Origin of the sequence: Actinoplanes sp. NBC_00393 (genome assembly GCF_036053395.1) — a bacterium.
Lineage (GTDB): Bacteria > Actinomycetota > Actinomycetes > Mycobacteriales > Micromonosporaceae > Actinoplanes.
Window position 1 is genome coordinate 5,193,511 of sequence record NZ_CP107942.1, and the last position, 17,803, is coordinate 5,211,313.

12 protein-coding genes are annotated in these 17,803 nt (G+C 73.5%); 6 read left to right on the plus strand and 6 right to left on the minus strand.

From position 1 onward, the window contains the following. The first annotated feature begins 25 nt into the window (after positions 1 to 25). Positions 26 to 781 (plus strand): DeoR/GlpR family DNA-binding transcription regulator, encoded by a 756-nt coding sequence (locus OHA21_RS24310; RefSeq protein WP_328477362.1) that lies wholly within the window; start codon positions 26 to 28, stop codon positions 779 to 781. Between the two features lie 716 nt (positions 782 to 1,497). Here OHA21_RS24310 and OHA21_RS24315 read toward each other — a convergent pair. Beyond that, positions 1,498 to 2,418, minus strand: coding sequence for a LysR family transcriptional regulator (locus OHA21_RS24315; RefSeq protein ID WP_328477364.1), 921 nt, complete (start codon positions 2,416 to 2,418; stop codon positions 1,498 to 1,500). A gap of 103 nt (positions 2,419 to 2,521) precedes the next feature. On the opposite strand from OHA21_RS24315, the gene OHA21_RS24320 reads away from it, so the two are divergent. Next, a complete protein-coding gene (locus OHA21_RS24320) occupies positions 2,522 to 5,860 on the plus strand; it encodes a bifunctional proline dehydrogenase/L-glutamate gamma-semialdehyde dehydrogenase (RefSeq protein WP_328477366.1) in 3,339 nt (1,112 codons plus the stop codon). A 96-nt stretch (positions 5,861 to 5,956) separates the two neighbouring features. Here OHA21_RS24320 and OHA21_RS24325 read toward each other — a convergent pair whose 3' ends face one another. Next, positions 5,957 to 6,580, minus strand: a complete 624-nt coding sequence (locus OHA21_RS24325; RefSeq protein WP_328477368.1) for a maleylpyruvate isomerase N-terminal domain-containing protein — start codon at positions 6,578 to 6,580, stop codon at positions 5,957 to 5,959. A gap of 77 nt (positions 6,581 to 6,657) precedes the next feature. Next, positions 6,658 to 7,122, minus strand: coding sequence for an Lrp/AsnC family transcriptional regulator (locus tag OHA21_RS24330; RefSeq protein ID WP_328477370.1), 465 nt, complete (start codon positions 7,120 to 7,122; stop codon positions 6,658 to 6,660). 100 nt (positions 7,123 to 7,222) lie between these two features. On the opposite strand from OHA21_RS24330, the gene OHA21_RS24335 reads away from it, so the two are divergent. Further along, the gene (locus OHA21_RS24335) at positions 7,223 to 8,272 is read left to right on the plus strand and encodes a Glu/Leu/Phe/Val dehydrogenase family protein (RefSeq protein ID WP_328477372.1); all 1,050 of its coding nucleotides are present in this window, start codon (positions 7,223 to 7,225) and stop codon (positions 8,270 to 8,272) included. Next, positions 8,266 to 8,721 (plus strand): hypothetical protein, encoded by a 456-nt coding sequence (locus OHA21_RS24340; protein ID WP_328477374.1) that lies wholly within the window; start codon positions 8,266 to 8,268, stop codon positions 8,719 to 8,721. The genes OHA21_RS24335 and OHA21_RS24340 overlap by 7 nt, the downstream gene beginning before the upstream one ends. 19 nt (positions 8,722 to 8,740) lie before the next feature. On the opposite strand, the gene OHA21_RS24345 is transcribed toward OHA21_RS24340, so the two are convergent. From OHA21_RS24345 to OHA21_RS24355, 3 genes are all read right to left on the minus strand, one after another. Then, positions 8,741 to 9,721, minus strand: coding sequence for a DUF2804 domain-containing protein (locus tag OHA21_RS24345; RefSeq protein WP_328477376.1), 981 nt, complete (start codon positions 9,719 to 9,721; stop codon positions 8,741 to 8,743). A 10-nt stretch (positions 9,722 to 9,731) separates the two neighbouring features. Beyond that, positions 9,732 to 11,096, minus strand: a complete 1,365-nt coding sequence (locus OHA21_RS24350; RefSeq protein ID WP_328477378.1) for an FAD-binding oxidoreductase — start codon at positions 11,094 to 11,096, stop codon at positions 9,732 to 9,734. Between the two features lie 209 nt (positions 11,097 to 11,305). Then, positions 11,306 to 14,821, minus strand: a complete 3,516-nt coding sequence (locus OHA21_RS24355) for a BTAD domain-containing putative transcriptional regulator (protein WP_328477380.1) — start codon at positions 14,819 to 14,821, stop codon at positions 11,306 to 11,308. A 179-nt stretch (positions 14,822 to 15,000) separates the two neighbouring features. Between OHA21_RS24355 and OHA21_RS24360 the strand changes: the two genes are divergently transcribed. Continuing rightward, the gene (locus OHA21_RS24360) at positions 15,001 to 16,461 is read left to right on the plus strand and encodes a benzaldehyde dehydrogenase (protein ID WP_328477382.1); all 1,461 of its coding nucleotides are present in this window, start codon (positions 15,001 to 15,003) and stop codon (positions 16,459 to 16,461) included. Positions 16,462 to 16,536: 75 nt separating this feature from the next. Beyond that, on the plus strand, positions 16,537 to 17,172 hold the full coding sequence (locus tag OHA21_RS24365) for a hypothetical protein (RefSeq protein WP_328477384.1): 636 nt from the start codon (positions 16,537 to 16,539) through the stop codon (positions 17,170 to 17,172). Positions 17,173 to 17,803 lie beyond the last annotated feature (631 nt).

Below are 17,803 nucleotides of genomic sequence, written 5' to 3' on the forward strand. Positions count from 1 at the left end.
TCGACAACAATAAGGAGAATCACGCATGCTGGCGGCCGAACGACGCGACCTCCTCCTGGCCCGGCTTCAGACCGACGGCAAGCTGGTGGCCAAGGAAATCGCCGCCGAACTCGGCGTCGCCGAGGACAGCATCCGTCGCGACCTGCGCGAACTCGCCGCTGCCGGGCTGTGCCAGCGGGTCTACGGCGGTGCGCTGCCGGTCTCTCCCGCAGTCGCCGACTACGCGACCCGCACCACCGTCGCCACCTCCAGCAAGGAACGGGTCGCCGCCGCGGCCGCCGGCCTGATCCGTCCCGGCAGCACCGTCCTGCTCGACGGCGGCACCACCGCCCTCGCCGTCACCGCCGCACTCCCCCACGATCTGGTCGCCACCGTGGTCACCCACAGCCCCACCGTGGCCTCGGCCCTGGTCGCCCATCCCACCGTCGACGTCTACGTCCTGGGCGGCCGCCTCTTCAAACATTCCGCGGTGACCTGCGGCGCCGCCGCTGCCGAGGCCGCCCAGCAGGTGACCGCCGACCTGTTCCTGCTGGGCGTGACCGGCGTCCACCACGAGGCCGGCCTGACCACCGGCGACGCCGACGAGGCCGCCATGAAGCGCACCCTCGCGACGCGGGCCGCCGACACGTACGTGCTGGCCAGCAGCGAAAAGATCGGCGCCGCGTCCCCGTTCACAGTCCTCACCCCGGACGCAGTCAGTGGCGTGATCACCGACGCCCCTTCAGACCACCCGGTCCTGCGCTCCCTGCAAACCGCCGGCGTCGCCATCCTCCCCGCCTGACCCCCTTCCGGCCGCCCTACTGGTGCCCAGGGCCCACGTCTTAGCCGAACAATTCGGACGGCGACCACCGCCCTGGACGTCGGTTACATGCCTGACCGGCGGCCGGACACCGCGAGCCGCCACCCAGGCGGGCTACCGCACCGCGGTAACGTGCCCGGCCGGCGGCTGGACACCACGAGCCGCCACCCAGGCGGGTTATCGCAGCGCGGTAACGTGCCTGACCGGCGGCCGGACACGACGAGCCGCCACCCAGGCGGGTTATCGCAGCGCGGTAACGTGCCCGGCCGGCGGCCGGACACCACGAGCCGCCACCCAGACGGGCTACCGCACCGCAGTAACGTGCCCGGCCGGCGGCCAGACACCACGAGCCGCCACCCAGACGGGCTACCGCACCGCAGTAACGTGCCCGGCCGGCGGCCAGACACCACGAGCCGCCACCCAGACGGGCTACCGCACCGCAGTAACGTGCCCGGCCGGCGGCCAGACACCACGAGCCGCCACCCAGGCGGGCTACCGCACCGCGGTAACGTGCCCGGCCGGCGGCCGGACACGACGAGCCGCCACCCAGGCGGGTTATCGCGGCGCGGTTGCGTGACTGGCCGGCGGCTGGGTGCGGCGAGCCGCCGGTGCGGCACGTGACGGGAGGGCGGTTGCGTGCGTGGGCGGCGGCTGAGTCCGTCGAGCCATCGGCTGGCCGCCCGGGAGAACCCGGACCGCTAGCTGGGCGGCTGGACGGCGGGTGACGACTCGTCGACGGTCTGCTGCAGGATGGCGCGGAAGGCACGAGCCGCCGGTGAGCCCGAGCCTGCCAGGCGCTGGGCTGTGAAGATGGTGCGGCGGGGGTGTTCGGCGAGTTCCAGCAGGCGGCAGGACGTGGAGCGGCCCGCCCATACCAGGTCCGGGATCAGGGCGACGGCGTTGCCCGACTCCACCAGGCGCATGTGGGCCTGCAGGTCGGCGGTCTCGTAGCGGACGTCCGGTTCGAAGCCGGCGCGGCGGCAGAGCTGTTCGGCGAAGTGCCGGGAGGCGGCGCCGCGTGGCTCCATCACCCAGGGCATGTGCCGGGTCGACGGCAGTGAGTCCACGGGGTGCAGGGAAGCCGCCGGCGAGGGCAGGGCCAGGCGGATCGCGTCGGTGGTCAGGTCGCGGCGGTCGAGGCCGGGGTGGTGTGGCGCGGCGTGTGCCGGGTATTGCTCTGCGATAACCATGTCGAAGTCCCGCGCCCACGTCTCTCGCAGCGCCTCTTCGGGTTCGCGCTGCACCATCTCCACGCGTACGTCCGGGTGTTGCCGGGCCATGGCCCGCAGCGTGGCCGGCATGAAAGCCAGGGCCGCGGACTGGAAGACCGCGATCCGGACCCGGCCGGTGACGCGGGTGGCCGCGGCCTGCAACCGGGCCTCGGCTCGTTCGAGGGTGTCGAGGACCTCGCCGACCGAGGCGACCAGCACCTCGGCCTGCGGGGTGAGCTGGACCCGCCGCCCGGCCTTGCGCAGCAGCTGGGTTCCGGTCTCCTTCTCCAGGAGGCTGAGCTGCTGGCTCACGGCGGATGGAGTGAAGTTCAGAGCCTCGGCGACGGCGGCGATGGTGCCGCGGATGGCGAGCTCGCGGAGCAGCACGAGACGGCGGATCTCCAGCATCGCCACACGTTAGCTCAACTTAAGAACACCAGTCATAAAGCATCGCTTTTCCTAACCGGTAACGGGCATACAGACTATTGCGGAAAGCGGAAGGAGCATCCCGATGTCTGAGATCGCCGAAGAGACGATCGCCCTTGTCCGGCGCTGGCTGCGCGAGGCGGCGGACGTCCCCGTCGGCGGTTCGGCCGCGCAGCTGGCCGGTGTGCTGCGCGACCCGAAGGGCCTGGCGTTCACCGTCGGCTTCGTCGACGGCGTGATCCGCCCCGAGGACCTGCGGGTCAGCGCACGCGCCCTCAACACGCTCGCCAAGGACGTCCCCGCGTTCCTGCCGGTGCACCAGCGCGCCGCGGTGAAACTCGGCGGCCGGCTCGCGCCGGTGTTGCCCGGCGTCGTCGTCCCGATCGCCCGCCGCGTGCTGCGGCACATGGTCGGGCACCTGATCGTCGACGCCACCGACGCCCGCCTCGGCAAAGCCATCAAGCGCATCAAGAAGCGCAACGTCCGGCTCAACGTCAACCTGCTCGGCGAGGCGGTCCTCGGCCGCCGCGAGGCCTCCCAGCGGCTGAAGAGCACCGAGCGCCTGCTGGCCCGCGACGACGTCGACTACGTGTCGATCAAGGTCTCCTCGACGGTCGCCCCGCACAACCCGTGGGCGTTCGACGAGGCGGTCGCGGACATCGTCGAGGAGCTCACTCCCCTGTTCACCCTCGCCGCACGCACCGGCAAGTTCGTGAACCTGGACATGGAGGAGTACAAGGACCTCGACCTGACGATCGCCGTCTTCACCCGGCTGCTGGACCGCCCCGACCTGCTCAACCTGGAGGCCGGCATCGTCCTGCAGGCCTACCTGCCGGACGCGCTGAGCGCCATGATGCGCCTGCAGGAGTGGTCCGCCGCCCGGCGCGCCCGTGGTGGCGCCGGCATCAAGGTGCGTCTGGTCAAGGGCGCGAACCTGCCGATGGAACGGGTCGAGGCCGAGCTGCACGGCTGGCCGGTGGCGACCTGTGACAGCAAGCAGGCCACCGACACCAACTACAAGCGGGTCCTGAACTACGCGCTGCACCCGGACCGGATCCGCAACCTGCGGCTCGGTGTCGCCGGGCACAACCTGTTCGATGTCGCGTACGCCTGGATTCTCGCCGGTGAGCGCGGCGTGCGGGACGGCATCGAGTTCGAGATGCTGCTCGGCATGGCCGAGGGCCAGGCCGAGGCGGTCCGCCGCGAGGTGGGCGGGTTGCTGCTCTACACCCCGGTGGTACGCCCGGAGCAGTTCGACGTAGCCATCGCGTACCTGATCCGCCGTCTCGAGGAGGGCGCGAGCACGGACAACTTCATGTCCGCCGTCTTCGAGCTGCACACCTCGGCGGAGCTGTTCGAGCGGGAGAAGCAGCGGTTCCTCGCCTCGCTCGCCGACCTGGACGACGAGGTGCCCGCGCCGAAACGGGTCGCCGACCGGCACGCCGCGGTCCCACGCTCCGAGCCCGGCCTGTTCGTGAACAGCCCCGACACCGACTCGGCGGTGGCCGCCAACCGGGACCGGGTCCGCGCGATCCTGGCCCGGGTGGAGGAGTCCACGCTCGGTCTGGACCTGCCGCGGATCACCGACCGTGAGCACCTGGACGAGGCGCTGGAGAAGGCCGCGGCGGCGAGCTGGGGCGGCGCCGACCGCCGGGCCGTCCTGCACCGGGTCGGCGTGGCCCTGGAGCAGCACCGGGACATGTTCCTCGAGGTGATGGCCGCCGAGGCCGGCAAGACCGTCGACCAGGCCGACCCGGAGATCTCCGAGGCGATCGACTTCGCCCACTACTACGCCGAGCTCGCCGCCGAGCTGGAGCAGACCGACGGCGCCACCCCGGTTCCGGCCCGGCTCACCCTGGTCACGCCGCCGTGGAACTTCCCGGTTGCGATCCCGGCCGGTTCGGTGCTGGCCGCGCTGGCCGCCGGCTCGTCCGTGGTGCTCAAGCCGGCCGGCCCGGCCGAGCGCTGCGGCACCGTGCTCGCCGGCGTCCTGCGCGACGCCCTCTCCGCCGCCGGCGCCGACCCCGACCTGGTCACGCTGCTGCAGGTCGAGGAGGGCACGCTGGGCCGGGAGCTGATCGCCCACCCGCTCGTCGACCGGGTGATCCTGACCGGCGCGTACGAGACCGCCGAACTGTTCCGCTCGTTCCGCAAGGACCTCCCGTTGCTCGCCGAGACCAGCGGCAAGAACGCGATCATCGTGACCCCGAGCGCCGACCTGGACCTGGCCGTCAAGGACGTGGTGTCGTCCGCGTTCGGGCACGCCGGGCAGAAGTGTTCGGCCGCCTCGCTGGTCGTGCTGGTCGGTTCGGTCGCCCGGTCGGACCGCTTCCGTACCCAGCTGCTCGACGCGGTCTCCTCACTGGAGGTGGGCTACCCGGCCGACCCGCGCAGCCAGGTCGGCCCGCTCGTCGAAGCAGCCGCCGGCAAGCTCCTCGACGGCCTCACCAAGCTCGGCCCGGGCGAGAAGTGGCTGCTCGAACCGAAGCAGCTGGACGACTCCGGCAAGCTGTGGAGCCCGGGTGTGCGGGCCGGCGTGCGGCGCGGCTCCGAGTACCACCGCGTCGAGTACTTCGGACCGATCCTCGGCATCATGACCGCGGACACCCTGGACGAGGCGATCGAGCTGGTCAACGAGGTGGACTTCGGCCTCACCTCGGGTCTGCACTCGCTCGACGAGGACGAGATCCGGACCTGGCTGGACCGGGTGCAGGCCGGCAACCTCTACATCAATCGGGGCATCACCGGCGCGATCGTACGGCGGCAGCCCTTCGGTGGCTGGAAGAAGTCGGCGGTCGGCCCCGGCACCAAGGCCGGCGGCCCGAACTACCTGGTCGGCCTCACCGGCTGGCAGCCCCGCCCGGCCACCGCGACCGCCACGATCAGCCACCCCGGAGTGCGCGCCCTGATCTCCTCGGCCGAGCCGCTGCTCAGCGCCGACGAGTTCGCCGCTCTCCAGCGCGCCGCCCGCAGCGACGCCGCCTTCCCGCTCGCCGCCGCGGACGTCTCCGCGCTGGAGTCGGAACGCAACGTCCTGCGCTACGTGCCCACCCCGGTGACGGTCCGGCTGGCCGCCGACGGTTCGCTCGCCGACCTGGTCCGGGTCCTCGCCGCAGGCACCCTGGCCGGCGCCGAGATGCACGTGTCGACAGCTGTCCCGCTGCCGGCCGGGCTCGCCGACGCCGTGGTCGAGGACGACGCGGCCTTCGCCGCGAAGCTCGGCGCCGGGCGGTTGCGGCTCATCGGTGGCGACGCCACGGCGGTGGCCGAGGCCACCGGCGGACGGCCCGACCTGGCGGTCTGGTCCGGTCCGGTGACCGAGGCCGGGCACGTGGAGCTGCTGCCGTTTCTGCGCGAGCAGGCGGTCAGCATCACCGCTCACCGTTTCGGTAACGCTCTGCCTCTGGCTCAGCAGGTGCTTTAACGGTACGAGCTACCCCAGTCCCGCCCAGCAGCGCGATCCCCCTGCCTGGTCCCGGCCGCCCGGCGACCGCCGGGCTCAGGCAGGGGGTTGCGCGCCCTAGACCATCGAAAATCCGGGTGGCAGCGGCCCGCGCCCGGTCAGAGCGCGCAGAACCGTGGCGCCGTCGCCGATCTCGACGGCGGTGCGGGCGGCGAGCGCGGCCGCCTCGGCCAGCACGTCCACGTCGAACGTGATCGGCACCTCGGCCGCCACGGCGGCGTCGGAGCCGTGCACGACCAGCTCGAATGTGCGGGTCGGCAACCAGTCCCGGACCCGCATGCCGCCGGCCGGGGTAGCCACCAGATCGTCGTCACCGGCACCGGCCAGCGCGGACGTCGCCCGGCCGATGAAGTCGCTGACCGCGGTGGCCGGCTGGTCACCCAGCGCCTTTCCGGTGTCGCGAGCGTCGTCCGTGGAGGCCGTCCGGGCGGCCGCGACCAGTTCCGGCGGCGCGCTGCGGGCCACCGCGAAGTACCCCGCGGCAGAGCCGACCAGCAGCGCGGGCGCCTTCTCCGCGAGCACCGCCGGCACCTGCCGCAGCGCCGAGCTGACCGTGTGCCCGAGCAGGTCCCGCAGCGTCCAGTCATCGAGGCCGGGTCCGTCCAGGCGGTCCGGCGGGATCCGGGAGACCAGGTCGGCGAAGGCGATGGCCGCGGACCGATACGTTCTCCGATAGTCCATGCCACCCAACCTGCCACGCGGCTGGCTCTCACGGCTGTTCCGGGGGCCCGGAAACGACCGTGTCAACCAGCCGGATTTCAGTCGAGCCGTTCGACGAGGCGGTTGCGGGCGTGCTGGTAGATGATCGAGCTGCGGAAACCGACGATCTCGCGGCGGTCGGAGAAGCGGTCCATCAGGAACGCGTGCAGGCTGTCCACACTGGGGACCGCGACGTGCACCAGGAAGTCGTCACCGCCGGCCAGGACGAAGACCGAGAGCACCTCGGGGAGGCCGGCCGCGTACGCCTTGAAGCCCTCGATCACCGCCCGGGTCAACGGCCGGACCTGCACGTGCAGCAGCGCCTGGACGTCACGGCCGAGCTCGGTGAGGCTGACCTCCGCGTGGTAACCCGTGATCACACCCCGGTCGCGCAGCAGCCGGACCCGTTCCAGACACGTCGACGGCGCGATGCCGACCGCGCGGGCCAGGTCCCGGTTGGTCTGCCGGGCGTTCGTCTGCAGTTCCCTGATGAGCGCCGAATCAATCTCGTCCACGACCGCCATCTTCGCACTGTTGCCGAATTTCGTTCGGCGAGATCGTTTCCACTCCGCGCAGCGTCCTAGCGTCAAGGCCGACCGAGCAGCAGATGTACGGGAGGCCACGATGTCTTTCAACCACCGGCGTGTCGTCGTCGAGCGGGGCCGGCGCTCCGGCCTGCCGATCGTCGTCGCGGTCCACTCCACCGTCCTCGGCCAGGCGATCGGCGGCTGCCGGATGGTCTCCTACCCGGACTGGCGGGACGGTCTCGACGACGCCCTGCGCCTGTCCGCCGCGATGACCGACAAGGCGGCGCTGGCCGGGCTGCCACACGGCGGCGGGAAGACCGTGATCGCGCTGCCGCCGGACAAGGCTCTGTCGCCGGTGGAACGCCGGGACGCGCTGCACGACGCCGGTGACGTCATCAACGGGCTGCAGGGAATCTATGCGACCGGCCCGGATGTCGGCACCGGACCGGCCGACATGGTGACGATCGGGGCGCGTACGCCGTACGTCTTCTGCCGCCCCGACGCCAGCGGCGACTCCTCACCGCACACCGCGGCCGGCGTCCTGGCCGCCCTGCGCGCCGTCGCCGCCGAGCGCTTCGGCTCCCCGGACCTGGCCGGCCGCAGCTTCGCCGTACTGGGCCTGGGCCGCGTCGGCGCGCACGTGCTGCGCCTGCTCGCCGAGGCCGGCGCCGGGAACCTGCTCGCCGCCGACGTGAATCCGGCCCGCCGGGCAGTGGCAGATGAACACGGCGCCACCTGGACCACCCCGGACGACTGCCTGACCGCCGAGGTCGACGTCCTGGTCCCGGCCGCGCTCGGCGGAGTGCTGACCCGCGACGTCGTGCCGCAGCTCGCCTGCTCGGCGATCGCCGGGCCGGCCAACAACCAGCTGGATCATCCGCAGACCGCCGACCTGCTGCACGAACGCGGCATCCTGTGGGCGCCGGACGTGGTGGTCAGCGGCGGCGGCATCGTGCATGCCACCGCCGCCGAACTGCATCACGAGACCGAGGCGCAGATCGCCGCCCGGATCGAGGGGATCGGCGACACCCTCGCCAAGGTTCTGCGGGCCGCCCGGGAGACCTCTTCGACGCCGGCCGTCGCGGCGGCGCGCCTGGCCGAGTTCCTGGCCGGGGAGCGAGCGGCTTCTATGCTGGCGGCATGCTGAAGGCACGACGCACGAGTATGTGGAAGTCCCGGTACGAGATCAGTGACGGCGACACACCGATCACGGTGTGGGAGGGCGCCAACTGGTCGATCGGCGGTCAGTTCGAGCTCGACGGCCACCAGTATCGGGTGCGGGCCAACGGCTGGGGAACCCGCTACAAGATGACCGACGAGCGCGACATGGTGGTCGCCGAGACCGAGCGGGCCGGCCGCAAGCATTGGAAGGTGGTCACCGGCGGCCGGACCTACGAGTTCACCCGCGACTCGATCATGCGGGGCAGCGCCGAGCAGCTGATGGACGGCGACACCGTGGTCGGCCGGGTCCGGCGGACCAGCTCGTGGCGCGGGGACTTCGACGCCGAGCTGCCCGGGCTGCCGCTGCCGGTGCAGATCTTCGTGCTCTGCCTGATCATCACGAACTGGAACGCGGCGGCCGCGGCCGCTGCCTGAGCAACCGGCCCGCAGCCGTTCACCAGCGGTTGCGGGCCTCCTCGGCCCAGCCGGTGAGCCCGTCGAGGTCGATCTTGCGGTCGTCGGCGGTGAGCGCCCAGCCGGTGAAGGTGCCGAAGCACTGGTGGGTCTCGCTGGCGAGCACGCCGAGGTTGGTCCGGGCCACCCGCTCGTGGAACGGGGTGAACCGCACGTCCACCCGGGACCCGTGGATCCGCCACGGCGCCCGCCAGTCGTTGCGGTCGTAGACCCAGGTCAGCTCCTCGCCGATCTTGTGCAGGCGGTCGTCGACGAGCAGGGCGTTCTCGGTGGTCCCGGTGCCGTCGGTCCACTTGCCGCCCAGCTGGATGGCGCGGCCGGGCGCGGCGCCGGCCGCCCAGTTCCAGGTGATCGAGTACGGCCAGCGGCCCCGCCCGTGGTCGAGGGTGGCGAAGGAGCCGGACTCGGGCACCGGATGTTCGACGCCGTCGAGCATCAGCCGGCCGCGCACCGGCCGGCCGACGTCCTTGACCGTGTATTGGAAACGCGAAGGGCTCCATGCGACGACCACGCCGAGGGCCTCGCGGGACGGGACGGCGGGGACGGTGAGATCAATATCCATCGTGGGGGATTGCGCGCGAATGCCCGTACCGGCATCGGTTTGAATGATCTCGATGCTCAGGCCGCCGCCGCCGGCTCGCACCGTGCCGGAGGCCGCGCGGTCCGGAAGGACCGTCCCGCGTGCCAGCGGGACCGTCGCGTCGGCCCTGGTCTCGCGGCCGGTGGCCCGGTCGAGGACGTAGATGCCGTGCACCCCGGCGTAGTCGAGCGAGGAGGCGACCACCCCGATCACGTGCGTCGGGGTGGTCACGCCCCAGTACTCCCAGCGTTTCGTGCGGCCCCATCCGCGCAGGTTGGCGCGGTGCAGCGGCCGGCGGGTCCAGCCGACGGCGGCCGGGTTGAGCCGGCCGCCGGGCAGGCACAGATCCACCGGTTCGACGATCTCGATCTCGTGCGTCACGCGCGGCAGGTTACCGCGTGCGCACCGGGACCTGACCGGCGCGCAGCACGCCCGCGGGGTCGAAGCGGCGGGCCACCTCGGTGAGCCGGGCCAGCGTCGGCGCGTCGTAGGAACGGGCCAGCCGCTCCGCGCCCGTGCCGGCGCCCAGGTTGGGCAGCGCGCCGCCGGTCGCCCACGGCTTCAGCGCGGCCCGCACCTGCTCGCTGTGCGGCGCCACCGCGCCGGCCACCGACGGCACCAGCACCCCGATGGTGATCAGGCTGTACGCGGCGTCGCGGTGGTCGAGCGCGCTCGGCTGCGCGGCCGGTTCGGCCAGGGCCCCGCCGAGCTGCCGCAACTCCACGATGACCTGCGGCGATCCGGCGTCCGGGCCGGACACGGCGAGCAGGGCGTCGATCGCCTCGGCGGGCAGTTCGCGGAGCAGATCGGTGGCCTCGTGCACCGGCATCGGGTCGACCGGGTCGGCGTGGATCATGCCGAGTGCGGCGTACGGGATGGTCTGCACCGCGTCGATCAGCGGCGTGGCGGCCGCCCGCATCGGCGCGAGCACCGCCTGGCCCTCCTGGTCGTCGCCGGTCCAGGCGAACCGGACCGCGACGGTGAACTTCCCGGCCAGCGGCTCCGGCACGCCCGGCAGCGGAGGCAGCTGGAGCAGCGCGACCGACGTGGTGGCCTCGCGCGGCAGCGTCGCCGACCAGTCCCGCCAGCGGTGCAGCACGGTGGCCGCGTCGGCGCCGGCGAAGTAGAGCGCGCCCGCGTACAGCGTCGGCTGCCGCACCAGGTCGAACTCCATGGCGGTCACGATGCCGACCGCGCCCTTGCCGCCGCGGACCGCCCAGAACAGGTCCGGCTCCTGCTCGGCGGTGACCCGGCGCAGCACGCCGTCGCCGGTGACCAGCTCGACCGCGCGTACCCGATCCGACGCCCACCCGTAGGTCCGGCCGACCGGCCCGAGCCCGCCGCCGGTGGTGTACCCGACCACGCCGACGCCGGGCGCCGAGCCGCAGAGCGCCGCCAGACCGTGCGGTGCGGCCGCGTCCAGAACCTGCTGCCAGCGCACGCCCGCGCCGACCCGGGCCCAGCCGTCGGCGTGCACGACACACTCGTCGAGGCGGCCGGTGTGCACCAGCAGCGCGCCGTCGAACGTCTCGGCGATGCCGTGTCCGGTCGCCTGCACCGCGACGGCCAGGCCGTTCTCGCCGGCGAACCGCACGGCCTCGGCCACGTCCTGCGGGTCACGGGCCTCCACGACGGCGGCCGGCGTCGCGACGACCGCGACGTTGAAGCCGGTGGTCAGCTGGGCGTAGCGCGGCTCGCCGGGCAGGGCGAGCGTGCCGGTCAGCCGGCGCCGCAACACCTCGAGGGTGGAGCTCATCGATGTTTCCTTCCGCTCTCATTCGAAGACACCCTCACTCTGCGACGGCGGCCTTGCGGTCTTCTGTGGTTCGGCTTGTGAAGCTCTTGAGGTACGCCTAAATAGCTCCGCCCCAGCCGACGCCGTCCCTCGGCTACCGCGCGATGTGCGTGCCGGTTCAGGCACCAGCGCGGCCGCCGGGAAAGGGCAGGGGGTTGCGCGGGGCCGGTTCAGAGCCTGGTCAGAAGGCTCTCGGCCGTGGCCTTCTGCCACGGGGAGCCGACCTGCTCACCCTGGCGGGCGGCGGCGGCCAGGTGGTCGGCGGCCTCCGTGCGGCGGTCCATCGCATGGGCGAGACGGCCGAGCAGCAGATCGTACGAACCCCAGCACGCCCCGGCGGTCCCGACGACGAGCTGCCGTCCGCGGTACGGGAGCAGCTGCTCGTACCGGGCGGTCAGGTCCTCGCCGAGCGCCAGCGCGGTCCAGGCGCGGACCGCGACCAGCGTGTCGGTGGTCCAGTCCAGCGGAAGCGTGTCCGGCCAGCCGGAGCGCAGCCGCCGCGCCCGGTCCACGTCCCCGGACTCGGCGGCGGCCACCACGGCCAGCTCCCTCAGCATCGGCATGTCCAGCTCCCCGGCGCCGGCCACGAGCTGGTCGACGACCTCGCCGATCCGCCCGTCCTGCCGCCGGAAGGTGAACTGGTGCAGCAGCCGGCAGAACTGCGCGCCCCACAGGCTGGTCGTCCGGTACAGCTCGTAGACCTGCACGGACAGGCGCTCGGCCTCGGCCCAGCGGCCGGCGAGCATGGCCCGGCCGGTCTCCTGGTAGAACAGGTGCGGCTGGACGTCCGGCCCGGTCAGCCGGGCCCCGAGCCGGGTCGCGGCGGCCAGGTCGGCGGCGAACCCGGCGGCGTCGCCGAGGTGCAGCAGCAACGGACCGCGGTGCAGGCGGGCGACGAACTCGGTCCGCACCGGCAGTCCCCGCCCGGACAGCCGCAGCGTCTCCGCGACGGCGTCCTGCCAGCGGGTCTCCCGGTCGTCGCAGCCCCAGGTGGCGATCACGTAGTTGTTCAGCGTGTGCCCGAGCAGCGCCGGATCGTCGAGGTCGCGGGCCAGTTCGACGGCGGTCTCCGCGTACCGGACCCGGTCGTCGCGGCGGTCGCTGTAGGCAAGCTCGACGCTGAGCGTGCCGAACAGCCGGGCGCGCAGGGCCCGGTCGTGGTCGCCGGCCTGCCGGGCCAGGTCCTCGAGGAGGCCGACCAGCGCTTCATCGACGACGCCGTACCCGCGCCAGTTCCACAGGGTGACGCCGCCCCAGACGCTGGCCGCCCGGGCGAGACGCTCGTGGTCGCCCAGCCGGCGGGCGGTCTCGATGGCCTCGGCCACCACCTCCTGCGCCTCGGTGAGCCGGCCCGCCCGCAGCAAGTCCTCACCGAGCAGCACCAGCAGCCGCTGCCGCTCGGCCGGGTCGCCGTGCGGCCCCAGCAGGGCGAGCGCCCGCCGCGCGTAGGTGGCCGCCTCGGCGTGCGCGTGCCGTTCCCGGGCGACGGCGGCGGCCGTGCCCGCGTACTCGACGGCCGGCCCGATCCCGGTGACCGGCACGGCGTGGAAGTAGTGGTGGGCCAGTCGTTCCACGTCGGCCGGCGACGGCAGCGCCTCGGCGACCCGGGCGTGCAGCCGCGCCGACTCGATCCGGCTGAGCCCCGCCAGCAGCGTCTCCCGGACCAGGGCGTGACTGAACCGCCAGCGCCAGCTCGCCTCGTCGGCGCGCAGGACGCGGGCCTCGACGGCCGGCTCCAGCCGGGTGATCACCTCTTCGGCGCCGGTGCCGGAGGCGGCCTGCAGCAGGCCCAGGTCGGCGTCGCGGCCGATCACGGCGGCGAGCCGCAGGAGGGCCACGGTGCCGTCGCCGAGCCGGGTGAGACGCCGGTCCAGCACGTCACGCACCGAAGGCGGCAGCGCGGTGATGTCACCGTCGGCGTGCAGCAGCTCGACCAGCTCACCGACGAAGAACGGATTGCCGTCGGTCCGCGCATGCAGCGCGGCGGCCGTGTCCGGGCGGGCCGCACCGTCACGCGCCGTGATCAGTTCGCGGACGTCGGCGACGGTCAGGCCGGTCAGCTGGAGGCGCTGGGCGCGGGGTTCGCGCGCCAGGGCGGCCAGGCAGTCGACCACTTCCGGGGCGAGTTCCTCGCCGACCGTGCGGACGGTGACGACCAGCAGCAGCCGGACGCCGTCGAGGTGCCGGGCCAGCATGGCGAGCAGGGACAGCGAGGTGGCGTCGGCGGCCTGCACGTCGTCCAGGACGATCAGCAGCGGCGCCCCGCCGGCCGCCGCGCCGAGACGCCGCCGCAGCTCCTGGAACAACGCGAACGTCGACTGATCCGGATCACCGGCCGCGGCGGCCTGCAGCCCGCCGCCGTCGAGCCGGTCCAGCACCTGCAACCAGGGCCAGAGCGGGGGCACGCCGTCGTCGTCGGCGCAGCGGCTCCAGACGGACCGCCATCCCTGTGCCCCGGCCAGCGCCGACGCCGCCTCGGCCAGCCGGGTCTTGCCGATCCCGGCCTCGCCCTCCAGAACCATGACGGCACCGGTGCCCCGGGCGACCTCACCGAGCAGCGCCCGGAGCCGGCTCTGCTCGGCCCGCCGCCCGACCAGCGGCCGTTCCGTCTCCCATTCCGCCGGCGAGCCGGCTGCAGCCAACGAGCCAGCCGCGGCTTGCGGACCAGCCGCGGCCGGCTGACCGAGCGAGCCCGGCGCGGCCCACGAGTCAGGCGCAGCCGGCGCGCTGGGCATGGCCGGCGCTGCCCACGAGCCGGGCGAGCTCGGCGCGGCCCACGAGTCAGGCGCGGCCGGCGCGTTGGGCATGCCCGGCGCTGCCCACGAGCCGGGCGAGCTCGGCGCGGCCCACGAGCCGGCCGCGGCTGGCGGGCCGGACGCCGCGGACGAGCCGTGGCCCGCGGAGGGAGGTGGGCCGGCGGGGGCCGTCGGTGCGGCCGGCATGCCGGGGAGGTGGGCGTCCTGGCGCAGGACCGCCTGTTCGAGGGCGCGCAGCTGCGGGCCGGGATCGATGCCGAGTTCGTCGGCGAGGGCGCGGGCGCAGCGACGGTAGGCGTCGAGGGCGTCGGCTTGGCGGCCGGCGGCGTACAGGGCCTCGATCAGGGCGGCCCACAGGCTTTCCCGCAGCGGGTGTTCGGCGGTGAGCAGCTCCAGCTCGGTGACCGCCTCGGCGGCGCGGCCGCAGCGGGTCCAGGCGGCGGCCCGGCGCTCGCGGGCGAGCAGCAGCAGGCCGCCGAGCCGGGCGCGTTCGGCGGCCACGCCGGCCTCGTCGGGCAGGCCGGCCAAGGGCTCGCCGCGCCACAGATCGACGGCCTCGGTCAGCAGCTTGGCGGCCAGCTGGTGGTTGCCGGCGGCGGTCAGGCGTACCGCCTCGTCCATCAGGGTGGGCAGCCGGGCCAGATCGACGTCGGCCGGGTCGACGGCGGCCAGGTAGCCGGGCGTCCGCGTCACGATCAGTTCCCGGCCGAGCAGGCGGCGGAGCTGTGACACGTACGAATGCAGGGTTGCGGTCGCCGCAGGCGGTGGGGCGTCGCCCCAGAGTGCGGCCGCGATCCGGTCGACCGAGACCACCCGGCCGGGCTCGGCGAGCAGCAGCGTGAGCAGGGCCCGCGGTTTCGCCCCGCTGACCTCGATCGGCGTCCCGTCGCTGTCGCGGACCTCGATCGGACCGAGCAGGCGGAAACGCATGGCGCCAGCCTAGAAGCCGCGGCCCCGCGATCACATCAGCCGCCACGTCGGATTGCCGTCACTCAAGATCGTCATCCGGCTGCATTCCGGGCGAATATGCGTGTTCCGAACACTTCGTTGAACTGCCGGAATCATCGGCATAGCGTCAGCGCACCCTGCACAACAGGAGGCGAACGCCCATGCTCCTCGACGAGAAAACCTGGACCGGCAACATCTTCATCGGCGGCGAGTGGAAGCCGGGGCGGGGCGACGCGTACGACGTCGTCGAACCCGCGACCGGCGACGTGCTCGGCCGGATCGGGCGGGCCACGCCCGAGGACGTCGACGAGGCCGCCCGGCGCGCCGCTGAGGCGCAGAAGAGCTGGGCGGCCACCCCGCACCCGGCCCGTGCCGCGGTGCTCCGGCGGGCCGCGCAACTGTGGGGCGAACACGCCGAGGAGATCTCCCGGTGGAACGTCCGCGAGGTCGGCGCGATCCCGCCGATGGCCGGGTTCGCGCTGCACGTGGCCGAGCAGGAGTGCTACGAGGCGGCGGGGTTGCCCAGCCGGCCGTACGGCGAACTGCTCCCCAGCGAGGAACCTCGGCTCTCGATGGCCCGCCGTGTCCCGGCCGGTGTGGTCGCGGTCATCGCGCCGTTCAACGTACCGATCATCTTGGCCATCCGGTCGGTGGCGCCGGCGCTGGCGCTCGGCAACGCCGTGCTGCTCAAGCCCGACCCGCGGACCGCGGTGACCGGCGGCGCCACCCTGGCCCGGATCTTCGAGGAGGCCGGCCTGCCGGACGGTCTGCTGCAGGTGCTGCCCGGCGGCGTCGAGGTCGGCGAGGCCCTGGTCACCCACCCGCTGGTGCGGGTCATCTCGTTCACCGGTTCCACCGCGGCCGGCCGCCGGGTCGGCGCGCTCGCCGGCGAACACCTCAAGCGCGCCCACCTCGAGCTCGGCGGCAACTCGGCGCTGATCGTGCTGGACGACGCCGACGTCGACGCGGCGGTGGGCGCGGCCTCGTTCGGATCCTGGTTCCATCAGGGCCAGATCTGCATGACCACCGGGCGGCACCTGGTGCACGAGCGGATCTACGACGAGTTCGTGGGCCGGCTCGCGGAGAAGGCGAACGCCCTGCCGGTCGGCGACCCGCACCGGGAGACCGTGGCGCTCGGGCCGGTGATCGACGCCGGGCAGCGCGACAAGATCCATAGTGTGGTGACGCGCTCCACCTCGCAGGGCGCCCGGGTCGCTGCCGGCGGGCGGTACTCCGGTCTCTTCTACTCGCCCACGGTTCTCGCCGACGTCACCGACGATGCGCCGGCCTTCACCGAGGAGATCTTCGGGCCGGTCGCGCCGGTGCTGCGGTTCCGGGACGCCGACGAGGCGGTCCGGCTGGCGGGCGCCGGTGAGTACGGACTGTCGCTGGGCATCGTCACCCGCGACGTGATGCGCGGGCTGGCGCTGGCCGACCAGATCCCGACCGGCATCGTGCACATCAACGACCAGACCGTCAGCGACGAGGCGAACAGTCCGTTCGGCGGGGTCGCGGCCTCCGGAACCGGTTCCCGGTTCGGTGGTGCGGCGGCCAACATCGAGGCGTTCACGGAGACGCGCTGGGTCACTGTCCGTGACAAGCCGCCGGCGTACCCGTTCTGAGGAAAGTTGTTTCCACGCCGTTAAGGCACCCACGAGGCACTTGCGTTAAATGGACGTTCCTCAATAATGAGCGCCATGAATCGAGCCGAGGCGATGCCGGTCGACGGATCCCGGAGCACGACCGAGGCCCCCGGCGGCGACGAGCCGCCGGGGACTTCACGGGCGGCCGGCCGCCCCCTTCCCCCGCAGGTCAACACCCACTTCCCCACCACATCCCCGCCCACTCTGCCCAGCGGCCCGCCCACTTCCCCCGGCGACCCGCCCCCGGTTCCCGGCGACCAGCCCGCCTTTCCGGGCGTAGCGCCCGCTGCTTCTGGTAGCTCACCCGCTGCCTCCGGCGGCCCGCCCGCTGCCTCCGGCGACTCACCCGCTGCTTCCGGCGGCCCGGCCGCTGCTCCCGGCGGCTCACCCGCTGTTTCCCGCGGCCCGGCCGCTGCTCCCGGCGGCTCACCCGCTGCTTCCCGCGGCCCGGCCGCTGCTCCCGGCGGCCCGCCTGCTCTCGGTGGTGGGCGAGGGCTACCCGCGGCGCTTCGCCCGTCGGCGCCCGGCTTCGACGGCCGCAGCCGCGACTTGGAGACCCGCAGCCCCGACCTGGAGACCCGCTCACTCGACCTGGAGGCCCGCTCGCGCGACCTGGAGACCCGCTCCCGCGAACTGGACCTCAGAGGCCGCCGGAGACGGACCACGACGCGCAGACTGGTCGGGCTGTGAGCCCACCGACGCGGCCACCGGCTCCAGCTCCGGCGGACCGCGCACCCCAGCCCACGCTCCCATCCACCCGGCCTCTCCCGACCGCCACCTACTCCTGGGCACAGAGCCCGAGCCGACACGGCACCGGCACCAGCACCAGCACCAGCACCAGCACCAGCACCAGCACACTGGACCGCCCGCGCGGCTCCGCTTGCCAGCTCGGCCCGAAGCTCCTGATCCGCGCAAGACGCGCCGGCCCACCACGAAAAACCGAGCGCCTGCTGACCGGCCTCGTCCACAGCACGACCTACCGCGTCCCGCCCCGGACCGGCCCCGAGCCCCTTTCCCGGCCCGCGCGCCAGAACAACGCTGCCGCCGCGCCGACCAGCGGCCCACCCCCTGCCGCGGCCCCCGGTGACACCACCGGCCGCCGCCCCACCGGCACCGCTTCCCCGGCCCGGTATCCGGGCACGCCCCAGCAGGCGCCACTCTCCGCCGCGCCACCCATCCGGACGTGGCCCGGCCTCCCCATCAGGACGTCCCCGGCGCCGATCGACCACCCGGGCCGCCCACCACCCCGGCCCACACAGCACCAGCGGTCAGCCGCCCCACCCCGGCTGACACACAGCGCTCCCTCAGCCGCCGCGACACA